The sequence below is a fragment of the Burkholderia sp. EMB26 genome (assembly GCF_024730645.1).
GTDB classification, from domain to species: domain Bacteria; phylum Pseudomonadota; class Gammaproteobacteria; order Burkholderiales; family Burkholderiaceae; genus Burkholderia; species Burkholderia cenocepacia.
Genome location: NZ_CP078071.1, coordinates 403,772 through 425,667 on the forward strand (window position 1 = coordinate 403,772; position 21,896 = coordinate 425,667).

Here is a 21,896-nt window from a genome sequence, read left to right on the forward strand (position 1 = left end):
CCGCCCGGTGTGGTCACGCAGCCTGGTCGTGCGTCTGCTCGGCGACCGCGAACGCGGTCCGCGCATGCGCGGCGACGGCCGCGAGCGGCGCGTCGAAGCGGGCCGCATCGTGCCGGCGCAGCAGCCACAGGTCGATCTGCGGCTTGAAATCGGCGAGCGGCACGATGTCGAGCGCGTCGCGCAGCGGGCTGCCTTCGACGAGCGGCAACGGCATCAGCCCGAGGCCGAAGCCGTTCGCGACGCTCTGCAGTTGCAGGTCGCGGCCGTACGCATCGAGCGTGACCGGCATCGGCAGGCCCTGCGCGTCGAGCGCGCGCCGCAGGCCCGCACGAAAGCCGCAGCCGTCCGGATTGAGCACCCAGCCGCGCGCGTGGCAATCGGCGAGCCGGTAGCTGCGGCGCGGCCAGTCGCCCTTGCGGCCGACCGCGACGAGCCGTGTGGCCAGCAACCGAACGCCTTCGACCTGCGCCGGCAGCACCATCTCGCGCGCGAGGAAGACCAGCGCCGCCTCGAGTTCGCGGCGGGCGATGCGTTCGACGAGCTGGCCGCCCCATGCGGTCGTGACCTGCGTCGCGAGCGCGGGCCACTGCGCGCCGAGATCCGCGATGAGCGCCGGCAGCATCAGCTCGCCGAGCCCTTGCGTGAGCCCGATGCGGAATTCGCCGGCGGGTGGTTGCCCGCCGGCCGTCAGTTCGCGCAGCGCATCGACCTCGCGCAGGATCGCGCGACACTGGTCGAATACCTGCCGGCCGATGTCGGTCGGGCGTGGCGGTTTCGTGTTGCGGTCGAGCAGCGTCACGCCGAGCGCTTCCTCGAGATTCTGGACGCGCCGCGTGATCGCGGGCTGCGTCATCCCGAGCTCGGCTGCGGCCTGGCTCAGGGTCTGGCAGCGGACGACCGCTGCAAAAGCGTCGATATCGCTAATTTTCATGTTTGTTCTGCATGGTCTTTCGGGTGCATCATGACGATCCATCATATTCGGCATCATATTCGAGGAGACAGCCGATGAGTACGCTTTCGTTGCAACAGACGCCGCTGCGTCCGTTCGTCGAGGGTCTGGATGCGCTGCTCGCGTCCGGCGCGAACGAGGCGCGCATTCTCGACGAGGGCGGCGCGCTGCTCGCCGCGCTCGTCGAATACGACGACTGGTTGCCCGACGCGTTCGCGCAGCCCGATCCCGAGCGCTACCGGCAGTACCTGCTGCATCTCGACCCGGACGAGCGCTTCTCGGTCGTCAGCTTCGTGTGGGGGCCTGGCCAGGCGACGCCGATCCACGACCACACCGTGTGGGGGCTGATCGGGATGCTGCGTGGCGGCGAGTTCTCGCAGCCGTACCGGTTCGACGCGGCCGGCAAGCCGGTGCCCGCGGGCGACGCCGTGCGGCTGCAGCCGGGCGAGGTCGAGGCCGTGTCGCCGCGCATCGGCGACGTGCATCGCGTGACCAACGCGTTCGCCGACCAGGTATCGATCAGCATCCACGTGTACGGCGCGAACATCGGCAAGGTCGAGCGCGCGGTGTACCTGGACGACGGGACCGTGAAGCCGTTCGTGTCGGGCTATTCGAATGCCTGACGTACAGCCCGCTGGCGTGGCCCGTTGCGGGTGCGCGCCGGCAGGGCGAAGATCGAGCCGTTCCGCTTCATTCACCGACTTCAACGTATTCAACATAGAGACATCGTGACGCAATCCGCCGATTCCATTTCCCGCTTTCCCGTCGCGTCGTACCAGGACGTACGCGCGCGCCTGCTGGCCCGTGACGAGATCGCGCTGATCGACGTACGCGAGGAAGATCCGTACGCGCAGGGCCATCCGTTGTGGGCCGCCAACTTTCCGTTGTCGAAGCTCGAACTCGACGCGTGGACCCGGATTCCGCGCCGCGACACGCCGATCGTCGTGTTCGGCGAAGCGGGCGGCGAGGATCTCGCGCCGCGCGCGGCCGCGACGCTCGCGCGACTCGGCTACACCGACGTGCGGCTGCTCGACGGCGGCCTCGCGGGCTGGGTCGCGGCGGGCGGCGAACTGTTCATCGACGTGAACGTGCCGAGCAAGTCGTTCGGCGAATGGGTCGAGGCCGAGCGCCATACGCCGTCGCTGTCCGCGCAGGAGGTGCAGGCGCTGATCGACGCGAAAGCCGATGTCGTGATCGTCGACGCGCGCCGCTTCGACGAATACCAGACGATGAACATCCCGACGTCGACCAGCGTGCCGGGCGCCGAACTCGTGCTGCGCGTGCGGGCGCTCGCGCCGAATCCGCACACGCAGGTGATCGTCAACTGCGCGGGCCGCACGCGCAGCATCATCGGCACGCAGTCGCTCGTCAACGCGGGGCTGCCGAATCCGGTCGCCGCGCTGCGCAACGGCACGATCGGCTGGACGCTGGCCGGCCAGACGCTCGAGCGCGGCGCGGCGCGCCGCTTTCCGGACGAGATCGACGCGGCGCAGCGCGCCGATGCGCGTCGGGCCGCCCGCGCGGTGGCCGAGCGCGCCGGCGTGCCGCGTATCGCGCTGGCCGACGTCGCGGCGCTCGACGAACCGGGCCGCACGCTGTATCGCTTCGACGTCCGTACGCCGGAGGAATACGAAGCCGGCCATCTGCCGGGCTTCCTGAGCACGCCGGGCGGGCAGCTCGTGCAGGAGACCGACCATCACGCGGCCGTGCGCGGCGCGCGGATCGTGCTGGCCGACGACGACGGCGTGCGCGCGGACATGACCGCGTCGTGGCTCGCGCAGATGGGCTGGGACGTGCGCGTCGTCGAGCCGGCCGGCACCGCGGCATTCGCCGAGCGCGGCCAGCCGCCGCGCGACGTGCCGGCAACGCCGCCCGCGACCGACGTGTCGCCCGCGACGCTCGCCGGCTGGCTGAAGGAGGCCGCGCCGGGCGAGCTCGCGATCGTCGACGTGACGGCCAGCGCGAACTACGTGAAGCGTCATATTCCGGGCGCGTGGTTCGCGGTGCGCGCCCAGCTGCGCGACGCGCTGGCGGCGATTCCGCCCGCGAAGCGCTACGTGTTCACGTGCGGATCGAGCCTGCTGGCACGGTTCGCGGCGGACGATGCGCGCGCGCTGCTGCCGGAGTCGGCCGACATCCGCGTGCTGACCGGCGGCACGGCCGCGTGGATCGACGCCGGGCTGCCGCTGGAGAGCGGCGAGACCCGTCTCGCGTCGCCGCGCGTCGACCGCTACCGGCGCCCGTACGAAGGCACCGACAACGCGACCGCCGCGATGCAGGCGTATCTCGACTGGGAATACGGGCTCGTCGACCAGTTGAAGCGGGACGGCACGCACCACTTCAACGTGATCTGACCGACGCGGGGCGACCGGCTGCGGCGCGTCGTGCGCCGCGCCCGGTCACGATGCGGATCGGCGCTTCGTATCAGCGCGTGAACGTATCGACGGCCGTGCGGCCGACGGCCGGATCGTCGGTGAAGAAGCCGTCGATGCCGGCGCGCAGGTACGCCTGGATCTCGCGCACCGAGCCGGCCGTGTTGCGCGTGGCCGGCGTGCCGCCGTCCTTCAGCGACGCGGGCAGGAAGTTGTTCTCCGGACGGAACGTGTACGGATGCACGACGAGGCCGGCCTCGTGCGCATAGCGCACGTACGGCGTCGGCTGCTGCAGCGTGCCGTCCGCGGCGACCGCGATGATCGACGTCTTGTACGGCCCGACGCCGTTCGCGTAGGTCGCGATCTCGCGCATGCCGTCGCGCGTCGACAGGTCGCCGTAGGTGCGCGTGTCGTTCGCCTTCACGAAGTCGTACGGGCGCTGCTGCGCTTCGTCCATCAACTGCACGAGCTTCCAGTTCGGCTGGCTCGACTTGATCCGGTTGCGGATCGCCTTCAGGTTCGCGACTTCGAACGACTGGATGTAGACGGTCGCCGTGCGCGACGTGTACGCATCCTTCAGCAGCGCGTCGACGAGGCGGTCCTCGAGCGGCAGGCCGATCGACTGGAAGTAGGTCGGATGCTTGGTTTCCGGATACAGGTGGATCGTGCGGCCGGTCTGCGCGGACATCTGCTTCGCGAGCGCGACGATCTCGTCGAACGTCGGAATCTCGAACTGGTCGTTGTACGCGGTGTTGGCGGGGCGCACCTGCGGAATCCGCTCGCGCGCCCGCAGCGTCTTCAGCTCGGCGAGCGTGAAATCCTCGGTGAACCAGCCGGTCAACTGCGCGCCGTCGATCGTCTTGGTCGCCTTGCGGCTCGCGAACTGCGGCAGCGTCGAGACGTTCGTCGTGCCCGAAATCTCGTTCTCGTGGCGCGCGACCAGCACACCGTCGCGGGTCGACACGAGGTCGGGCTCGATCACGTCCGCGCCGTCCTCGATCGCCTTGCGGTACGACGCCAGCGTGTGTTCGGGGCGCAGCGCGCTCGCGCCGCGATGGCCGACCACCTGGACCTTCGCGGAAATCGGCTGCGTGGGATCGCGCGTCAGGTCGTCGTCGCCGCCGCACGCGGCGAGCAGGAACGCGGCGGCGCAGGCGAACGGGACGTAGCGCAGGGAGGTCGGGCGCTTGAGGAGCATGTCGATGAACCTTCGAAACGGAGTCGGAAAAGAGGGCGCTCGCGCCGGTGGCCGGGCAGGGCGCCGGGCTACGCGGAATCGAACGGTGCGCGATCGTCGCACCGAATGATTACATATGTATTACTTCGATCTTTCCGTTCGTTTTTCGGCGGCGAGGCACGCGCCAGGCGGTTGATCCGGGGCTTGCCCGCCCCGCATTCCGGCCGCCTCGGGCTGCCCGCGCGCCGGATGCACTAAACTTGCGGGAATTTTGCATCGCCGCCGCGGGGCCGACGCCCGCCTGGCGCGACGATGCGGCGACTCGCGGGCCGGCGCGGGCGCCCGGCGCCCGTGTGCGTCCGGGCCCGCGCCGGCCGATTTTTTCCGACCCATGACGACCCATACCGATCCCGCCTATCTGCTCGGCGAGCTGCTGAAGAACGTTTCCCGCTCCTTCTACCTGACGCTGCGCGTGCTGCCCGACGGCATGCGCGACCCGGTCGGCCTCGCGTATCTGCTCGCGCGCGCAGCCGACACGATCGCCGACACGGCGCTCGTCGCGCCCGACCGCCGCGCGGCGCTGCTGACCGACCTGCGCGACGACATCGAGCGGCTCGGCGACGGCGTGGCGCTGTCGCGTTCGCTCGAGGACGTGACGCGGTTGCAGACCGATTCGCACGAGCACGTGCTGCTCGGCTCGATGGAGCCGATGCTCGCGCTGCTGCGCGCGCAACCGGAGGCCGATCGCGCGTCGATCCGCAAGGTCGTCGCGACGCTCACCGCGGGGATGGAATTCGACCTGCGCACGTTTCCGGACGAGCAGTCGGGGCAGGTCGCGTCGCTGCCGACCCGCGACGTGCTCGACCGCTACACGTATCTCGTCGCGGGCTGCGTCGGCGAGTTCTGGACCGACATGACGGGTGCGCACACGCGCGCCGCGCGCGGCTGGGATCTGCCGGACATGCGCGAGAAGGGCATTCGTTTCGGCAAGGCGCTGCAGATGACCAACATCCTGCGCGACTGCGCGAAGGACTTGCGCATCGGTCGCTGCTACCTGCCCGACGACGTGCTGCGCGCACACGGGCTCGTCGTGGCCGACCTGATGCAGCCAGAAGCATCGGAACGTGCGCGCGGCGTGCTGGTCGACCTGCTGCGCGTCGCACTCGACCAGTATCGCGACGCCTGCCTGTATACGCTCGCGATCCCGCGCCGCTTCGTGCGGCTGCGGCTCGCGTGCCTGTGGCCGATCATGATCGGCCTCGAAACGCTCGAACTGCTGGCCGGCCACGCTGCGTGGCTCGACCCGGCGAAGCCGGCCAAGGTGCCGAGAAAGCGCGTCTACCGGATCATGGTGGCGTCGCTTGCGCTGGTCGGTTCGAACACGGCGATCCGCGCGCGTCTGACCGCGCTCGCCGATGCGGTGTCCGCGCGGCTCGCGCGCCACGCAGCGCAGCACTGAAACGCGCCGGGGCGACAGGCGCCGGCATCGCTTCCGGCCCGCGTTCGCCGGGCCGTTCCCGTCCAGTCTCCGGCACGCCGACTAAAACGTTTTCATGATTTCGTGTCTCGAAATGTGGGTGTCACGAACGTCAGCGATCCTGCGCGGCGGCGTGAATCGCGGCGTCAGCTTCGATCGCGCATTTGTAAGATGATTTTTTGCCGAAGGCGTCTGACGACATTGGACGGCCGCGTTGCACCCGTAAAAATGTAAAGCTAGGGTTTTCACCGGGAAATGCCGGAAAGGCCCGCCGTACAAGCATTTCGAGGTGTTATGTAACCGTTTGGTGAACCCGCGCGTTGCGTCGATCATACGATGACCGACTGCTCGTATTGGGAAACAATTGGTAATCCGTCAGAATCGCGTCGGCATGTACTCGCACATGTGTCAGTCATAAAACCACACCAGAAAAGAAATCATTCTTTGAGGACGGAGAATCAATGAAAAAGCGCGTCGCTTTCGCCATGACGGCAGTGGGCCTTGCAGCCGCTACCGCCGCCCACGCCCAGAGCAGCGTGACCCTGTACGGTATCGTCGACAACGGTCTGGCATACCAGAACAACGCAGCCCCGTCGACGGGCGCGACGACCGGCGGTCACTCAAAGGTGTCGATGTCCAGCGGCGTATGGGCAGGCAGCCGCTTCGGCCTGAAGGGCAGCGAAGATCTCGGTGGCGGCACGAAGGCGATCTTCCAGTTGGAAGCGGGCGTGAACTCCGCGACCGGTGCATCGCAATGGACGGGCGGTATCTTCACCCGCCAGGCATGGGTCGGTATGACGAACCAGGCGTACGGTACGCTGACGGCCGGCCGTCAGTACACGGCGTACTACACGCTGCTGTCGCCGTATAGCCCGACGACGTGGCTGACGGGCGCATACGGCGCGCACCCGGGCGATATCGATTCGCTGGATACCAGCTACCGCGCGAACAACTCGCTCGTCTACATGTCGCCGAAGTTCTACGGCTTCACGGTCGGCGGTTCGTACTCGTTCGGCGGCGTGCCGGGCAGCGTGAATCGCGGCTCGACGTGGAGCGCGGCGGTCCAGTACCTGAATGGCCCGGCAGGCATCGCGGTCGGCTACCAGAAGGTCAACAACTCGACGCTCGGCGGCGGCGCGTGGGGCGACAACTCGACGGTCACGAGCGGCGGCCAGCCGGCGGTGTCCGCGATCAACAACGGTTATCAGACGGCGCAGTCGCAGCAGCGCATCGGCGTGACGGCCGGCTACCAGTTCACGCCGGCGTGGGACGTGTCGGCGTCGTACACGAACGTCAAGTACACGCCGGGCATCGGCTCGGTGTTCCACAACAGTGCGATCTTCAACACGGCTGGCGCCGTGCTGCACTGGAAGGCAGCGGCTCAGTGGGACTTCGCAGTGGGCTACTCGTACACGGCGGCGACGCAGTCGAACGGCATCACGAGCGCGGCCAAGTACCATCAGGTCACGCTGTCGCAGTACTACAGCCTGTCGAAGCGCACGGGCCTGTACGCACTCGAGGCTTACCAGCACGCGTCCGGCAATACGCTGAGCAAGGCTGGCACCATCCAGGCAGCGACGACGCAAATCGGCGACGGCGTGGCGGCAGGTTCGAAGCAGAACCAGATCGCTGTCGGCGTCGGCATGATCCACCGCTTCTGATGTCGCGCGGCGCGCAAGCGCCGCTCACGGCATGCGGTATGAAAAAACCGGCCTTCGGGCCGGTTTTTCCGTTTACGTCGCGAGCCGATGCACGATGCGTCGTGTCGGATCACTGATCGATCGGCGACTTCAGCGGCTGATGCTCGCCCGTCAGCCCGAACACGACGAGCTGCGCGGGTTCGGTCGCGCTCGCGTTGCGCGACACCTGATGGCGCGAGCCGGGCGGCTCGTACCAGCCTTCGCCGGCGCGATAGCGGCGCAGCGGGCCGCCGTTCACCTGCGACAGCACTTCGCCTTTCGACACGACGGCGAACACCGAGCCGAGATGCTTGTGCGCGTCGGAGGCCTGGCCGGGCGCATAGTCGACGGTCGCGACGACGACGCGCTTGGCCGGCGCTTCGGGCACGGCCTGCTGCATGATCGCGTGCACGCTGTCGCCGGCGTCGTGTGCGTGGGCGCCGGCCGGCAGTGCCGCAGCGAGCGCGAGCCCGGCGTACAGCGCGACGCGAGGGTGCGGAGAGCGGATCATCGTCGGCTCCTCACTCGGGCATCTTGCGGAATGCGATCGCGAAGCGGTTCCACGAGTTGATCGTCGCGATCAGCATCGACAGGTCGAACAGTTCCTCGTCGGTGAAATGCGGCTTCACGGCTTCCCAGACGGCGTCGGGCACATGATTGCTGGCCACCAGCGTCAGCGCCTCGGTCCATTCCAGCGCCGCGCGTTCGCGCTCGGTGAAGAACGGCGTTTCGCGCCACGTGACGACGGTCGCGAGACGGCGATCGGTTTCGCCGCCCTTGCGCGCGTCGGTCGTGTGCATGTCGACGCAGAACGCGCAGCCGTTGATCTGCGACGCGCGCAGACGGACGAGTTCGGCGAGCGGCTTCTCGATCGAGCTTTTCGCGAGGAATTCCTCGGCATTGCGCATCACCTTGATGGCATTCGGGCTGGCGGCATAGAAGTTCAGGCGCGGTTGCATGGCAGGTCCTTTTCGGTCGGGTTGCGCCAGGGTGGCGCGACAGGACCTACTTTAGGACGTGCACTGGCCTGCTTGAATAGCCAATTCCATCGAAATTCAGGTAACCAGTGGTGACCCGCCCGCGATGCCGGCATCCAGCAGCGCGGCCAGCTTCGCGAGCGCGGTGTCGATGCGCAGCGCGTCGATCCCGCCGTAGCCGAACAGCAGCCCGGGGCGCACCGGCACGCCCACGTGGAACGCCGAGATCCCGTACAGGCCGACGTCCTGCGCTCGCGCCGCGCGGACCAGCGCCGCTTCGTCGAGCCCCGGCTTCAGGTGCGCGGCGAGATGGATGCCGGCGGTCGGCACGATCGCGTCGAACCACGGCGCGAGCGCGCCGCGCAAGTGTGCGATCAGCATCTTGCGGCGCGCGTCGTAGTGCTTCTGCACGCGTTTCAGGTGCCGCGCGAAATCGCCTTCGTGCATGAAGCGGGCGAGCGCCGCCTGCGTGAGCGTGCAGGTGTGCCAGTCGACGATCTGCTTCGCCTTGGCCAGCGCGCCGCGCAGCGCGCGCGGCGGAATCGCGTAGCCGATCCGCAGCTCGGGAAAGATCGTCTTCGAGAAGGTGCCGACGTACGCGACGAGGCCCGTGCGGTCGAGGCTCTTCAGCGATTCGACCGGCCGGCCTTCGAAGCGGAATTCGCCGTCGTAGTCGTCCTCGATGATCACCGCGCGGCGGCGCTGCGCCCATTCGAGCAGCGCGACGCGGCGCTCGAGCGTCATCGGCATGCCGAGCGGGAACTGGTGCGACGGCGTCACGTAGACGAGCCGCGCGTCGTCGGGCAGCCGGTCCGTGACGAGGCCCTGCGCGTCGACCGGCACGCCGATCACCGTCGCGCCGAGCGACGCGAACGCGGCGCGCGCGGGCGGATAGCCGGGATCCTCGACCGCGACGACGTCGCCCGGCCGCACGACGACGCGCGCGAGGAGGTCGAGCGCCTGTTGCGCGCCTTGCGTGACGAGCACGTCGTCCCAGCTGCAGGCGACCGCGCGGCTGAAGGCGACGTAGCGCGCGATCGCACCGCGCAACTGCGGGTCGCCGGCCGGATCGTGATACTGGCCGGGGCCGCGCGCCTGCTGGCGCAGTGCGTGATGCAGGCAGCGCCGCCATGCGTCGAACGGGAACAACGTCTTGTCGGTCACGCCGCCGCGAAAGTCGAAGCCGGGCGAGTCTTGCGGCGTGGGCATCGCGAGCGCGTCGGGCAGCGCGTTCCACAGCGCGCGCGCATCGACCGCGTCGATGCGCGGCACGTCGTCGACGATCGACGGCGCCGACATCGCGGCGGCGTGCGGCACGCGCGCCAGGCCGTCGGCGACGAACGTGCCGTCGCCGGCGCGGGTATTCAGGAAGCCCTCGGCCACCAGTCGCTCGAACGCGTCGAGCGTCGTCTTGCGCGACACGCCGAGCTGTTTCGCGAGGTCGCGCGTCGACGGCAGCCGCGCGCCGCCTTCGAGACGCCCGTCGACGATCGCGGTGCGCAGTTGCCGGAAGATTTGCCCCGTCAGGTCGTGACGGCCTTCGATGCGGATCGCGATGTCCATCGCAGTGGTTACCTCGATTCGTGTAATTTCGCGTGGATCAGCATACCGGAAGTCCGGCGCGCTAGCGGCGGTTCGACGGCTCGCCGCCGCAGCCGCCCTCGCCGGATTGGACCGCCGCCCGTCGCTGCCTTACGATCGACGACACCGTCACCGTGGAGCGACCTCATGCTGTCCGAAGACGAACTGGCGCTGCTCGACGCGATCCGCGCCACCGGCAGCCTGTCGCGCGCCGCCGCGCGGCTCGGCAAGGCGCCGTCGACGGTGTCGCACGCGGCGCGCCAGCTCGAAACGCGCTTTGACGCGCTGCTGTTCGACCGGCGCGGCTACCGGCTGCAGCTCACGCCGGCCGGGCAATTGCTGGCCGACGAGGCCGCGCGGCTGGCGCTCGACGTCGCCCGGCTGACGCAGCGCGTGCGGCAGGTCGCGAGCGGCTGGGAGGACCGGCTGTGGATCGTCAGCGACGAGGTGCTGGAGTTCGATACGCTTCTGCCGGTCGTCCGCGCATTCGATGCGCTCGATTCCGGCGTGTCGCTGCGCTTCACGCACGAGGTGCTCGGCGGCACCTGGGAAGCGTTGCGCGACGGCCGCGCGGACCTGGTCGTCGGCGCGACCAACGAGCCGCCGGCGATTCCGGGCTTCAAGTGGTTCGAACTCGGCGCGATGGAGTGGGTGTTCGCGGTGTCGCCGCGCCACCCGCTGGGGTCCGCGAGCGGGGTGCTGACGCGCGATGCGATCGGCGCGCACCGCGCGGTCGTCGTCGCCGATTCGTCGCGGCGGGCCGGTCGCGCGTATGGCCTGCTCGGCGGGCAGGCGGTGCTCGCGGTGCCGTCGATGCGCGCGAAGATCCTCGCGCAGCGCGATGCGCTCGGCGTCGGCTGGGTGCCGCGCCGGCGCGTCGCGTCGCTGCTCGCGCGCGGCGAACTGGTCGAGAAGCCGACGGCCGACCCGCGCGAGCCGAACCGGCTGTACGTCGCGTGGCACGGCGACCGCGATGGCCGCGCGCTGCAATGGTGGCTGGAGCAACTGCGCGAGCCGCGACTCGCGCAGCGGCTGCTCGACGGGATCGACGTGGTCGGCTGAGCACGCTCGGGCCAACATGTTCGACGTTTTCGAACATGTCCGTCGCGCCCGTCGTACGGCAACGCCGCGCGCCGCGCGCATCCTGTGTTCACGGTCAACTCACCGGTTCACAGGAGAACATCATGCAACGCTTCGAAGGAAAGACGGTCCTCGTCACGGGCGGCAACAGCGGCATCGGCCTGGCGGCCGCCAAGGGATTCGCGGCCGAAGGCGCGCGGGTCGTCATCACCGGGCGCGACGCCGAAACGCTGGAAGCCGCCCGTCAAACGCTCGGCGAAGGCGCGCTCGCGATTCGCAACGAAGCCGGCAGCGTCGCGTCGGCGCGCGCGCTGGCCGACGCGCTCGCCGCCGCCGGCGTGCGGCTCGACGCCGTATTCGTCAACGCGGGCGTCGCGAAGCTCGCGCCGTTCGCCGACAGCGACGAAGCGATGTGGGATCTCGTGTTCAACACCAACGTGAAGGGCGCGTATTTCCAGATCCAGTCGCTCGTGCCGCTGCTGAATCGCGGCGCATCGATCGTGATCAACGGCTCGATCAACGCGCATATCGGGATGCCCGGCTCGTCGGTGTACGCGGCGAGCAAGGCGGCCGTCAATTCGTTCGCGAAGACGCTGTCGACGGAACTGCTGCCGCACGGCGTGCGCGTGAACGTGGTGAGCCCGGGGCCCGTGCAGACGCCGCTGTACGGCAAGCTCGGCCTCGATGCGGCGACGCTCGACGCGACGGCCGACAAGATCAAGGGCCTCGTGCCGATCGGCCGGTTCGGCACGCCGGACGAAATCGCCTCGACGGTGCTGCACCTGAGCGCGCCGGAATCCGCGTTCATCGTCGGCGCGGAGATCATCGCGTCGGGCGGGATGGGGTTGCTCTGACGGGCGACACGGGCGGGGGCCGTCACCGGCGTTGCGATGCCGGGCGATCGGCCCCCGCACCCGTGGCTATCGGGCAGTGCAGGCGCCGCGCGTGTCGTCGCCGGTTTGCAACTGCGTCACCGTCAGCCCCGCGAACGTCGCGCGGCCTTGCTCGGCGAACACGGCCACGCGATCCGCATCGCGCGGCGGAAAGATCAGGTCCGTCAGTGCGACGCGGCCGCCGTTCGCGAATACTTCGACCGACCCGCGATCGACGACGATCTCGAGCCGCAGTTGCCCGCGTTCGAGCGGCAGATCGACGATGTGCTCGCGGCTGAACGTGCCGGCGAAATTCGCTTCGCCGGATCGCGCACGGTCGAGCGTCAGCGTGCGCTTCGCGGTGTCGTACACGATTCGGGTGCCGATCAAGCCGTCGGCCGAGCGCCGCACGATCAGCCCCGCGCGCGCGGCACGTTGGGGCGAGATCGTCACCGTGATGCGCTGGACGACACCGCGTGTGGCGGCCGATAACGGTCGGGTAGCGGAGTCGACCGTCAGGTCGCCTTCATGCACGGCCGGCCGGCCGTCGGCCCATGCGTCGAACGCGGCGGCGGGCGCGACGATGAGGGTCGGCTCGCCGTCGATCGCCTTCAGCGACAGTTCGCGCGGCAGCGTGGTCGCGCCACGCCATGGCGTGGTCGGTACCTTGGCCGCGTAATCCCAGTTGCTCATCCATGCGATCGCGACCGGCCGGGCGCCCGATGCGCCGGAGAACGTGCCGGCCGCATAGAAGTCGGCGCCATGGTCGACCCAGCGGAATTGCGCGGGATCGGAGCCCGCCGGCGCGACGCGGTCGGGCGTAAACGTGCGGCCGTCGAAATCGCCGACGAAATACATGGCGCCGGAACCGCCCGCGATCGACCACGGATTCACGTTGACGATCATCACCCACTTGATTCGCTTCGGATCGCCGTCGAGCGGCAGCGGTATGAGGTCCGGCATTTCCCACAGCGCGCCCGCATGCGGCACGTCCGGCAGCGTGAAGTCGCTCAGGAACGACCAGTGGATCAGGTCGTCGGAACGATAGAGCTTCACGACCTGCGCATCGGCGACGACCGTCGTCATCAGCCAGTAGCCGCCCGCCGCATACCACGACACTTTCGGGTCACGAAATTCCTTCGATTCGGGATCGAGCGTCAGCACCGGGTTGTGCGCATACGGCTGCCAGGTCGTGCCCTGATCGAGGCTGTACGCGAGCGACTGCGCCTGGATGCCGGGCGCGTGACCCGAGCCGGGCTTGTAGACGCTCGTGTAAAGCGCGACGAGCGGCGTGTGACCCGGCGTGCCGAGGCCGGACGTGTTCAGGGTGTCGGCGACGATCGAGCCCGAGAAGATTTCCTCGGTGGCGCTCGCGCGCATCGCGACCGGCTGCTCGCGCCAGTGGACGAGATCGGTGCTGGTCGCGTGCCCCCACGACATGTTGCCCCAGTCGTTGCCGAGCGGGTTGTACTGATAGAACAGGTGATAGCGGCCGTTCTCGTAGACGAGCCCGTTCGGATCGTTCATCCAGTTGCGCTGCGGCGTGTAGTGGAGGGCGGGCCGCCATTGCGGCGTGCCGGTTTCGGGCGGCGCGTGGCACGGGGCGGCGACGACCTGCGTGCAGGCCAGGCAGGCGAACAGCAGGCGAACGAGCCGGACGGAACAGCGGAAAGACGTCGATTTCATGCGGGGCCGGGCGCTTCGTCGGGCGAAGCGGGTAAGGAGCGCATCTGCCGCCTGTACCGACGACATGCGCAAAGGTCAAAAGAAACGGCGGAAGAAAAAGAGGAGGCGCACACGCGACACGCGCGATACGCGCCTCCCGAACCTCGTGCCTTGATTGACGATCGTTATCGTGGTCTGGCCTGAATACGCTGGCCGTTGCCGTCAGTTGTGACCGGCCCCCGTCGCCGGCAGGTTCGCCGGGATGTCGCCGTAGCCGCCGAGGCCGGCGCGCCCATACGCGCGGTCGACCGCCGTCGACGTGCCGTTGATGTTCACCTTCACCGTCGGCGCGAGCGTGCCGCCGCGGCGCGGGCCGATCGCATCGATGAACGACTCGACGAGCCCGCCCGGCATCACGTAGTGCGAATACGACTGGAATTCGCGCGGATTCTGGTTCGGGTCCTGCGCATACGGTGCGCCGGCCGGCGCGGAGAAGTCGGTCGGGTTGCCGAGCACGAGGCCGCTGCCGCCGTTCAGCGGCAGGAAGTCGCTGCGGATGCCGTTGCCGACGAAGCCGTACACGCCGTCCGGGCCGTCGACGCCGGCCGCCATCGTCGTGCGGTGGCTGATCGTGAACAGGTAGTACTTGCCGTCCTTCAGATAGATCTGCGGACGCTCGGTCTGGTCGTCGACGCAGTTCGCCGACAGGATCGGCGGCAGGAACTTCCATTCGGTCAACTGCGGGTTGGTCGCGACCGCGAGGCCGACATTGGCCTTTTGATACACTGCGCCCGAATTCATCACCGCGTTGAGATCTTCACGGTTCGGATCGTTCGGCGCGTAGCCGAGATCGGCATCGGTGCAGGTGCGTGCGCCGCGCGGGCCGCCGGTGTTGCCTTCGAACACCATGTAGGTCTTGCCCGGATGCGCGGGGTCGGTGAACACGAACGGATCGCGGAACGAGAAGTAGGTGTTCTGCTGGCCGGTCTGGTAGTAGTTGCCGTCCGGTTCCAGCAGCGCCTTGTGATCGTCGAAGCCGGTGAACCACACGTGCTTGTCGTCGGCGTGGATGTGGCCGTCGGCGCGCGTGATGATCGCCTGCGGCGGCGTGATGTCGGCGCCGCCGGGCGCCGAGCGGTTGAACGACGTCGCGGTGTAGTAGAGGCTGACGTTGCTGCCGTTCGTAAGGCGCGCGGAACCCGACCATTCGGCGTTGTTGGTCATCGGCGCGGTGCCGAACACCCGGGCGCTCGCGCCGTCCGGGAACAGATGGCCGCCCCAGGTCCAGCCGCCGTTCGCGGGGCGCTGCGACGCGGGGATGCCGGCGCGGCGATAGAAGAAGCCGATGCGGGCGTGGACGTGACGGTCGTCGAACGTGTAGCCCGCGTGCGGATCGGCGGTGAGCGAGAAGATCACCTCCCAGCCCTTGTAGCTGAGCTGGTTCGCTTGCAGGTCGGCCAGCGGCCACGTGTCCCACACCCACACGTTCGAATTGATCAGCGGGAAATCCTGCGGGATGTCCGGCATCGTCAGCGCCCGCGGCAGCGAGTTCCTGTCGGCGCCGGCAGTGTGCGATTGCGCGACGATCTGGCGGATGTCCGCCCGCGTCCAGCGCATCGTGAAGTTGCCCTCGGGATCGTAGGCTTGCTGGGTATGGGGCGTGGGCACGGGCGCGCCCGTGCCGCCGGACTGCGCGTGCGCGACGGACGCGAGGGCGGCGAGTGCGCCGCCAGAGAGCAGCAGACGTCTGGCCGCGACCGGACGGAAAAGGGGAAAGTATGTCATCTCGTCGTCGTTTCCTGGGAAGGTGAAAGTGAACGGCTGAGTGGGCATCGATGTCCAAACCGGTTTGGATGCTATTTCAAACCGGTTTGGAACGCAAAAGATATTTATTTGACGGTAATCGTTACCAATTGGAAATAATTACCCGGTCGGCGCGTCCCAGGCTTCGGGCAGCCGGGCGGATCGACGCATGCGAGGGATGACGGTGAAGGTGAATCTGAAGGCGCTGTCGGACGCGCTCGGTCTGTCGCGGACGACGGTCAGCCGCGCGTTGAACGGTTACGACGACGTCAGCGAGGCGACGCGCGAGCGCGTGACGAAGGCCGCGCGGGAAATGGGCTACGTGGCCGATCCGACCGCGCGCCGGCTCGCGACCGGGCGGGCCGACATGATCGGGATCGTCTATCCGTTCGGCGCGGGCGATCTCGGCGATCCGCGGTTCGGCGAAGTCGTCGCGGGCATCACCGAGCGGCTCGCCGAGCGCAATCTCGATTTCATCATCGCGTCCGCGCGGCCGAACGCGGAGCTGGACACGTACCGGCGGATCGTCGACGGCAAGCTCGTCGACGGGCTGATCGTCGCGCGCACGCGGGTCGACGATCAGCGTATCGCGTACCTGCAAGGGAGCGCGTTTCCGTATGTCGCGTACGGCCGCACGCAGACGGCCGGCCCGTATGCGTGGTTCGACTTCGACAACGAGGCGGGCGCGCGCGACGCGGTGCGCCGGCTGATCGGCTTCGGGCATCGGCGCATCGCGATGATCAGCGCGCCGCTGGCGCTGAATTTCGCCGCGCAGCGGCGCGCCGGTTATCTGTCGGCCTTGCGCGAAGCCGGTATCGACGCGGATCCGGCGCTGCTCGTCGAGTGCGCGTTCACGCACGACGGCGGGCTGCAGGCGGCGCGGGCGTTGCTCGCGCGGGCCGAGCCGCCGACGGCGCTGCTGGTCGACAACAACATCGCGGGAGGCGGCGCATTTCGCGCGCTGGTCGACGGCGGACTGCGCCTGGGCGCGGACATGTCGCTGATCGTCTACGACGGCGTGCCGCCCGATCTCGCGCATCCGTATCGCGTCACGGCGGTCGTGCAGCCGACCGGGCATGCATCGGGGCGCGCGCTCGCGGAACTGATGCTGCGGCTGCTGGACGACGGTGTGCACGACCACCGGCTCGAGGCGCCGGCCATCGAGGCGGGCGACACGGACGGACCGGCGCGCGGGTAGCCCGCCCGGCGACGGCGGCGAGGCAACGGCGGGGCGCGACCGGACTGCGCCCCGGTCGCAAAGGCCATGACGACGGCAGGGGCGAACGCGCATTCTTCTAGACGACCGGTCTAATCCGGCGCTATCATCCGTCCTCAAGCGTGCGGCGACGTCTCCGGCGGGCTCAAGCAGGGGACGCCGTCGTTTTATTTCGGCCGCTTCTAGACGACTGGTCTAATAGGCGTATATCGCATGCGGATGAATGAATCGCACGTTGCCGCGCGCCGGCGGACTAACCGACAGGCGTGGCGCGCCGACGTGCGGCCCCGTTCCCCCGTTCATTTTCGAAGGAGTGTCCGATCATGAAGATCCTGGTTGTCCTGACCTCGCACGACACGCTCGGCGACACCGGCAAGAAGACCGGCTTCTGGCTCGAGGAACTGGCCGCGCCGTACTACACGTTCAAGGACGCGGGCGTCGAGTTGACGCTGGCGTCGCCGAAGGGCGGCCAGCCGCCGCTCGATCCGAAAAGCAGCGATCCGACCGCGCAGACCGACGCGACGCGCCGCTTCGACGCCGATGCGGCGGCCAAGGCTGAACTCGCGTCGACGCGCAAGCTGGCCGAGGTATCGGCGGACGACTACGACGCGCTGTTCTACCCGGGTGGCCATGGCCCGCTGTGGGATCTCGCCGAGGATCTGCATTCGATCGGCCTGATCGAGCGCGCGCTCGCGGCCGGCAAGCCGGTCGCGGCGGTCTGCCACGCGCCGGGCGTGCTGCGCCACGTGAAGAACCCGCAGACCGGCGAATCGGTCGTGCGCGGCAAGCGCGCGACGGGATTCACCAACAGCGAGGAGGCGGCCGTCGAGCTGACCGAGGTCGTGCCGTTCCTCGTCGAGGACATGCTGAAGACCAACGGCGCCGAATTCGAGCGCAGCGCCGACTGGGCGCCGCATGTCGTCACCGACGGGCTGCTGATCACCGGGCAGAACCCCGCGTCGTCGGCGCCCGCGGCCGAGGCGCTGCTCGCGAAGCTCGGCCATCGCTAACCGCATGGCGCCGGCCGGGCCGGCGCCGCGTCCTTGCCGTCGCCGGGCGCTGCCGGCCCGCCGACGGCCCGCATCGTTGCGTCGTGCGCACCGCGCGGCGCATTCCCAGCCGTTTTGCAGAACCAAGCAAAGGAGTCGTGGATGTCTGCCCTGTTCGAACCGTTCAAACTCAAGGATGTCACGCTGCGCAACCGCATCGCGGTGCCGCCGATGTGCCAGTACGTCGCCGAAGACGGCGTCGTCAACGACTGGCATCACGTGCATCTGGCCGGCATCGCGCGCGGCGGCGCGGGCCTCGTGATCGCGGAGGCGACCGCCGTGTCGCCGGAAGGCCGCATCACGCCGGGCTGCGCCGGGTTGTGGAACGACGTGCAGGCCGAGGCGTTCGCGCCGTCGGTCGCGGCGATCAAGGCGGCCGGCGCGGTGCCGGGCATCCAGATCGCGCACGCGGGCCGCAAGGCGAGCGCGAACCGCCCGTGGGAAGGCGACGACCATATCGCCGACGGCGATCCGCGCGGCTGGCAGACCATCGCGCCGTCGGCCGTGCCGTTCGGCGCGCATCTGCCCAAGGTGCCGCGTGAAATGACGCACGACGACATCGCCCGCGTGCAGGCCGACTTCGTCGCGTCGGCGCAGCGCGCACGCGACCTCGGTTTCGAATGGCTGGAACTGCACTTCGCGCACGGCTATCTCGGCCAGAGCTTCTTCTCGGTGCATTCGAACCAGCGCACCGACGAATACGGCGGTTCGGCCGAAAACCGCGGCCGTTTCCTCGTCGACACGCTGGCCGCCGTTCGCAAGGTCTGGCCCGAGCATCTGCCGCTGACCGCGCGCCTCGGCGTGATCGAATACGACGGCCGCGACGAAGAGACGCTCGCCGAGTCGATCGCGCTCACGCAGCGGATGAAGCGGGAAGGGCTCGACATGCTGAGCGTGTCGGTCGGCTTCTCGACGCCCACCGCGCAGATTCCGTGGGGCCCGGCGTTCCTCGCGCCGATCGCCGAGCGCGTGCGCCGTGAGGCCGGGCTGCCGGTGTCGTCCGCGTGGGGGATCGACACGCCGCAACTGGCGAACCGCGTGGTGGCGGAACAGCAACTCGATCTCGTGATGGTCGGCCGCGCGCACCTGGCCGATCCGCACTGGCCGTACTACGCGGCCAAGCAGCTCGGCGTCGAGCGTCCGTCGTGGACGCTGCCCGCGCCGTACGCGCACTGGCTCGAACGCTACCGGGTCGCGGACAAGGTGGCGTAAGCGGGGGCACGTCGACGCCGCGCCGCGGCGCTCCGCGCATCGCGCGCGGCGCCGGTCGGGCGCCGATGGATAGAATGGCGGTTCGTCCAGGCCGATGGCCTGCGCGAACCGCCATTTTTTCTTTTCGACAGAGGTGCCATGGGCGCACATGTGCCGTCGTCTCACGATTCCGCCGCGCGGCCGCGCGCGCAACAGATCGCCCGCGTCGCGTTGTATGCGGCGCTGCTGGTGCTCGCGCTGTGGGTGATCCGCGATTTCATTCCCGCCATCGCGTGGGCCTGCGTGATCGCCATCGCGATGTGGCCGCTGCTGAAGCGCTTCGAATCGCACCGGCTGTTCCGCGACCGGCCGACGCTGATCGCGACCGTCATCACGGCGGCGATTTCGCTGCTCGTCGTGCTGCCGGTGGCGGTTGCGACGACCCAGGCGATCGCGCAGGCGCATGACCTGCGCGAGTGGCTGCACACGGTCCAGGACAACGGCATTCCGTTGCCGGACGTGGTCAGCCGGTTGCCGTACGGCGCGGCGCAGATCACCGAATGGTGGCAGGCCAATCTCGGCCATCCGCTGCATGCGGCCACCGCGATGCACGGCGTCAACAGCGAGAAATTCATCGCGTTCGGCCGGCAATTCGGCACGAAGCTCGCGCACGTGCTGCTCGAATTCGGTTTCATGCTCGTCACGCTGTTCGTGATCCTGCGCGCGGGCCACAAGCTGTCGGGTGCGTTGCTGCAGGGCGCGCGGCGCGCGTTCGGGCGCAACGGCGCGGAACTGATCGAGCGGATGGTCGCGGCCGTGTACGGCACGGTGACGGGGCTCGTCGTCGTCGGGCTCGGCGAGGGCGCGCTGCTCGGCGTCGCGTATGCGCTCGCGGGCGTGCCGCACGCGGCGCTGCTCGGGCTCGTCACGGCGGTCGCCGCGATGCTGCCGTTCTGCGCGCCGGTCGTGTTCTGCGGCGCGGCGCTCTGGCTGTTCGTGCAGGGGGCGACCATGTGGGCCGTCGTGGTTGCGGCGCTCGGGTTCATCGTCGTGTTCGTCGCCGAGCATTTCGTGCGGCCGGTGCTGATCGGCGGTTCGACACGGCTGCCGTTCCTGCTCGTGCTGTTCGGGATCCTCGGCGGCGCCGAGACGTTCGGCCTGATCGGGCTGTTCGTCGGCCCGGCGCTGATGACGGTGCTCACGATGCTGTGGGCCGAATGGATCGCTTGAGCGCGCATGCCGTGGCGTCGGCTCGACGCAGCGGTGCGACGACGCGGATGCACACGCACGCGGGTGACGGCTGCAACGATCGCTGACGATTCGGCGGGCGAGGACGCCTGCGATCGCAGGGATCCGGATAACGATCTCTACATTTCTTTTCGATCCGGACCCAAAGGTCGAGTAGCATGGGGCTTTCGATCACGCCGGCATGGCGCAGCAGATTCCCCGAGCATGCGATTGATTTCGATGTCCCGTCCCGCAGCGACGCTGTCCCTGGCCGCCAGCTGCCTGATGTTGCATGGCTGTGCGTGGTTCGACTCGTGGCTGCCGTTTTCGTATTCGCGCACGCCGCTGGCACGGGCCGCGTCGAGGCACGGCGCGACGCGCGCCGACGTCGTCCGCGCCGCCGGCAACCCGCGCAGCGTCTGGATGGTCCGCAACGGCAGCGGTGTCTGCTACAACTATTTCATCGAGCACGGCAACGATCACCGGTCGTACTTCGTCGTGTTCGACAAGGCCGGCGTCGTCACGCAGTACGGCTTCGATTCGTGCATGGACGCCGACCGCAAGGGCACGCTCCAGCCGGGCAAGGCCGCATCGCGCTAGCGCGGCCGCCTGCGCCGCGCGAGCGTGTCACGCACGCGTCACGCGATCGTATCGAGCACGCCGCCGTCGGCGCGCAGCGCGGCGCCCGTCGTGGCCGAGGCGAGCGGCGAACACACGTACACGACCAGGTTCGCGATTTCCTCGGGCAGCGCCGGCCGCTGGATGATCGACGTCGCGCGCTCGGTGCGCACGAAATCCACCGCGACGTCGTCGATGCTGCGGCCCGTTTCGTCGGCCTGCGCCTTCAGCATCGCGCGCACGCCTTCCGACATCGTCGGCCCCGGCAGCACCGAATTGACGGTCACGTTGGTGCCGGCCGCGAGTTTTGCGAGGCCGCGCGCGATCGACAACTGCGCGGTTTTCGTGAACCCGTAATGAATCATGTCGACGGGAATGTTCAGGCCCGATTCCGACGAAATGAACACGATGCGCCCGGCATTGCGTTCGATCATCCCTTTCAGGTAATGCCGCGCGAGCCGCACGCCGGACATCACGTTGATCTGGAAATAATGTTCCCATTCGGCATCGTCGATGTCGAAGAACTGCTTCAGGCCGTAGATGCCCGCGTTGTTGACGAGAATGTCGGCATCCGGCGTGTGCTGCGTGACACGCGCGACGCCGGCCGCATCGGACAGGTCGGCGGCGACGCCGTCGAAGCTTGCGCCGGGCACGGTGTCGCGCAGTTTCTCGAGCGCGGATTGCACCGACGTGTCGCTGCGGCCGTTGACGACGACGCGCGCACCGGCGCGCGCGAGCCCTTCGGCGATCGCGAGCCCGATGCCGGCGGTGGAAGCGGTGACGACCGCGGTCTTGCCTTTCAGATCGATCTGCATGAGCGTGGCGGGGGGAAGAGTGAACGGGAAGCGCCGCGCGTGCCGCGGCGGACGGAATTCAAAGCTTAGGCAAATTCCGGTCAATAGGCCATCTCGCGAGCGCGTCGGCGGCGTTCATGCAGGAATGCCGGGGAGGGAAGTCGTGAAG

19 protein-coding genes are annotated in these 21,896 nt (G+C 68.8%); 11 read left to right on the plus strand and 8 right to left on the minus strand.

What is annotated here, in order from left to right; genetic code table 11:
- Positions 1 to 13: 13 nt before the first annotated feature.
- Complete coding sequence (locus tag KU887_RS18485) at positions 14 to 988, minus strand: LysR family transcriptional regulator (protein WP_179148648.1); 975 nt, start codon at positions 986 to 988, stop codon at positions 14 to 16.
- 17 nt (positions 989 to 1,005) lie between these two features.
- Here KU887_RS18485 and KU887_RS18490 point away from each other — a divergent pair, with 17 nt between their 5' ends.
- Together KU887_RS18490 and KU887_RS18495 are read left to right on the plus strand one after the other, a co-directional pair.
- Positions 1,006 to 1,572, plus strand: coding sequence for a cysteine dioxygenase (locus KU887_RS18490; protein WP_258257043.1), 567 nt, complete (start codon positions 1,006 to 1,008; stop codon positions 1,570 to 1,572).
- Between the two features lie 105 nt (positions 1,573 to 1,677).
- Positions 1,678 to 3,303: a rhodanese-related sulfurtransferase gene (locus KU887_RS18495; RefSeq protein WP_124674724.1), complete on the plus strand. Its 1,626-nt coding sequence runs from the start codon at positions 1,678 to 1,680 to the stop codon at positions 3,301 to 3,303.
- Between the two features lie 70 nt (positions 3,304 to 3,373).
- Here the strand turns inward: KU887_RS18495 and KU887_RS18500 are convergent, their stop codons facing one another.
- Positions 3,374 to 4,519 carry a glycerophosphodiester phosphodiesterase gene (locus tag KU887_RS18500; protein ID WP_212250855.1) on the minus strand — a complete coding sequence of 382 codons (1,146 nt, stop codon included), beginning with the start codon at positions 4,517 to 4,519 and terminating at the stop codon, positions 3,374 to 3,376.
- Positions 4,520 to 4,889: 370 nt separating this feature from the next.
- Here KU887_RS18500 and KU887_RS18505 point away from each other — a divergent pair, with 370 nt between their 5' ends.
- Together KU887_RS18505 and KU887_RS18510 are read left to right on the plus strand one after the other, a co-directional pair.
- Entirely contained in the window at positions 4,890 to 5,957 is a 1,068-nt protein-coding gene (locus KU887_RS18505) for a phytoene/squalene synthase family protein (RefSeq protein WP_258257046.1), read from the plus strand.
- A 479-nt stretch (positions 5,958 to 6,436) separates the two neighbouring features.
- Positions 6,437 to 7,636 (plus strand): porin, encoded by a 1,200-nt coding sequence (locus KU887_RS18510; protein WP_006494947.1) that lies wholly within the window; start codon positions 6,437 to 6,439, stop codon positions 7,634 to 7,636.
- 109 nt (positions 7,637 to 7,745) lie between these two features.
- On the opposite strand, the gene KU887_RS18515 is transcribed toward KU887_RS18510, so the two are convergent.
- The 3 genes from KU887_RS18515 to KU887_RS18525 all read right to left on the minus strand — a co-directional run bounded on the left by KU887_RS18515 (position 7,746) and on the right by KU887_RS18525 (position 10,194).
- The gene (locus KU887_RS18515) at positions 7,746 to 8,165 is read right to left on the minus strand and encodes a cupin domain-containing protein (protein ID WP_006485809.1); all 420 of its coding nucleotides are present in this window, start codon (positions 8,163 to 8,165) and stop codon (positions 7,746 to 7,748) included.
- 10 nt (positions 8,166 to 8,175) lie between these two features.
- On the minus strand, positions 8,176 to 8,613 hold the full coding sequence (locus tag KU887_RS18520) for a carboxymuconolactone decarboxylase family protein (RefSeq protein WP_006479143.1): 438 nt from the start codon (positions 8,611 to 8,613) through the stop codon (positions 8,176 to 8,178).
- Positions 8,614 to 8,709: 96 nt separating this feature from the next.
- Positions 8,710 to 10,194 carry a PLP-dependent aminotransferase family protein gene (locus tag KU887_RS18525; RefSeq protein WP_006485811.1) on the minus strand — a complete coding sequence of 495 codons (1,485 nt, stop codon included), beginning with the start codon at positions 10,192 to 10,194 and terminating at the stop codon, positions 8,710 to 8,712.
- Between the two features lie 165 nt (positions 10,195 to 10,359).
- Here KU887_RS18525 and KU887_RS18530 point away from each other — a divergent pair, with 165 nt between their 5' ends.
- Positions 10,360 to 11,274, plus strand: a complete 915-nt coding sequence (locus KU887_RS18530; RefSeq protein ID WP_080322727.1) for a LysR family transcriptional regulator — start codon at positions 10,360 to 10,362, stop codon at positions 11,272 to 11,274.
- Positions 11,275 to 11,396: 122 nt separating this feature from the next.
- Positions 11,397 to 12,146: an SDR family oxidoreductase gene (locus tag KU887_RS18535; RefSeq protein WP_006481722.1), complete on the plus strand. Its 750-nt coding sequence runs from the start codon at positions 11,397 to 11,399 to the stop codon at positions 12,144 to 12,146.
- Positions 12,147 to 12,212: 66 nt separating this feature from the next.
- On the opposite strand, the gene KU887_RS18540 is transcribed toward KU887_RS18535, so the two are convergent.
- Positions 12,213 to 13,850 (minus strand): glycoside hydrolase family 32 protein, encoded by a 1,638-nt coding sequence (locus KU887_RS18540; RefSeq protein ID WP_058903072.1) that lies wholly within the window; start codon positions 13,848 to 13,850, stop codon positions 12,213 to 12,215.
- 201 nt (positions 13,851 to 14,051) lie between these two features.
- Positions 14,052 to 15,614, minus strand: coding sequence for a glycoside hydrolase family 68 protein (locus KU887_RS18545; protein ID WP_258257059.1), 1,563 nt, complete (start codon positions 15,612 to 15,614; stop codon positions 14,052 to 14,054).
- A 187-nt stretch (positions 15,615 to 15,801) separates the two neighbouring features.
- Here KU887_RS18545 and KU887_RS18550 point away from each other — a divergent pair, with 187 nt between their 5' ends.
- From KU887_RS18550 to KU887_RS18570, 5 genes are all read left to right on the plus strand, one after another.
- On the plus strand, positions 15,802 to 16,830 hold the full coding sequence (locus tag KU887_RS18550) for a substrate-binding domain-containing protein (protein WP_258257061.1): 1,029 nt from the start codon (positions 15,802 to 15,804) through the stop codon (positions 16,828 to 16,830).
- A gap of 341 nt (positions 16,831 to 17,171) precedes the next feature.
- Positions 17,172 to 17,858 (plus strand): type 1 glutamine amidotransferase domain-containing protein, encoded by a 687-nt coding sequence (locus KU887_RS18555; RefSeq protein ID WP_006481723.1) that lies wholly within the window; start codon positions 17,172 to 17,174, stop codon positions 17,856 to 17,858.
- A gap of 141 nt (positions 17,859 to 17,999) precedes the next feature.
- Complete coding sequence (locus KU887_RS18560; RefSeq protein ID WP_006485651.1) at positions 18,000 to 19,109, plus strand: NADH:flavin oxidoreductase/NADH oxidase; 1,110 nt, start codon at positions 18,000 to 18,002, stop codon at positions 19,107 to 19,109.
- A gap of 138 nt (positions 19,110 to 19,247) precedes the next feature.
- A complete protein-coding gene (locus KU887_RS18565) occupies positions 19,248 to 20,318 on the plus strand; it encodes an AI-2E family transporter (protein WP_006485660.1) in 1,071 nt (356 codons plus the stop codon).
- 222 nt (positions 20,319 to 20,540) lie between these two features.
- Positions 20,541 to 20,915, plus strand: coding sequence for a hypothetical protein (locus KU887_RS18570; protein ID WP_006494939.1), 375 nt, complete (start codon positions 20,541 to 20,543; stop codon positions 20,913 to 20,915).
- 38 nt (positions 20,916 to 20,953) lie between these two features.
- Here KU887_RS18570 and KU887_RS18575 read toward each other — a convergent pair whose 3' ends face one another.
- Positions 20,954 to 21,748, minus strand: a complete 795-nt coding sequence (locus KU887_RS18575) for an SDR family NAD(P)-dependent oxidoreductase (RefSeq protein WP_006485656.1) — start codon at positions 21,746 to 21,748, stop codon at positions 20,954 to 20,956.
- Between the last annotated feature and the right edge of the window lie 148 nt (positions 21,749 to 21,896).

Excerpts from the sequence above, each read along its gene's own strand:
- KU887_RS18485 (WP_179148648.1), bottom strand. The coding sequence starts at position 988 with ATGATGCCGAATATGATGGATCGTCATGATGCACCCGAAAGACCATGC.
- KU887_RS18490 (WP_258257043.1), top strand. The coding sequence starts at position 1,006 with ATGAGTACGCTTTCGTTGCAACAGACGCCGCTGCGTCCGTTCGTCGAG.
- KU887_RS18500 (WP_212250855.1), bottom strand. The coding sequence starts at position 4,519 with ATGCTCCTCAAGCGCCCGACCTCCCTGCGCTACGTCCCGTTCGCCTGC.
- KU887_RS18505 (WP_258257046.1), top strand. The coding sequence starts at position 4,890 with ATGACGACCCATACCGATCCCGCCTATCTGCTCGGCGAGCTGCTGAAG.
- KU887_RS18510 (WP_006494947.1), top strand. The coding sequence starts at position 6,437 with ATGAAAAAGCGCGTCGCTTTCGCCATGACGGCAGTGGGCCTTGCAGCC.
- KU887_RS18515 (WP_006485809.1), bottom strand. The coding sequence starts at position 8,165 with ATGATCCGCTCTCCGCACCCTCGCGTCGCGCTGTACGCCGGGCTCGCG.
- KU887_RS18520 (WP_006479143.1), bottom strand. The coding sequence starts at position 8,613 with ATGCAACCGCGCCTGAACTTCTATGCCGCCAGCCCGAATGCCATCAAG.
- KU887_RS18525 (WP_006485811.1), bottom strand. The coding sequence starts at position 10,194 with ATGGACATCGCGATCCGCATCGAAGGCCGTCACGACCTGACGGGGCAA.
- KU887_RS18530 (WP_080322727.1), top strand. The coding sequence starts at position 10,360 with ATGCTGTCCGAAGACGAACTGGCGCTGCTCGACGCGATCCGCGCCACC.
- KU887_RS18535 (WP_006481722.1), top strand. The coding sequence starts at position 11,397 with ATGCAACGCTTCGAAGGAAAGACGGTCCTCGTCACGGGCGGCAACAGC.
- KU887_RS18540 (WP_058903072.1), bottom strand. The coding sequence starts at position 13,850 with ATGAAATCGACGTCTTTCCGCTGTTCCGTCCGGCTCGTTCGCCTGCTG.
- KU887_RS18545 (WP_258257059.1), bottom strand. The coding sequence starts at position 15,614 with ATGACATACTTTCCCCTTTTCCGTCCGGTCGCGGCCAGACGTCTGCTG.
- KU887_RS18550 (WP_258257061.1), top strand. The coding sequence starts at position 15,802 with ATGCGAGGGATGACGGTGAAGGTGAATCTGAAGGCGCTGTCGGACGCG.
- KU887_RS18555 (WP_006481723.1), top strand. The coding sequence starts at position 17,172 with ATGAAGATCCTGGTTGTCCTGACCTCGCACGACACGCTCGGCGACACC.
- KU887_RS18560 (WP_006485651.1), top strand. The coding sequence starts at position 18,000 with ATGTCTGCCCTGTTCGAACCGTTCAAACTCAAGGATGTCACGCTGCGC.
- KU887_RS18565 (WP_006485660.1), top strand. The coding sequence starts at position 19,248 with ATGGGCGCACATGTGCCGTCGTCTCACGATTCCGCCGCGCGGCCGCGC.
- KU887_RS18570 (WP_006494939.1), top strand. The coding sequence starts at position 20,541 with ATGCGATTGATTTCGATGTCCCGTCCCGCAGCGACGCTGTCCCTGGCC.
- KU887_RS18575 (WP_006485656.1), bottom strand. The coding sequence starts at position 21,748 with ATGCAGATCGATCTGAAAGGCAAGACCGCGGTCGTCACCGCTTCCACC.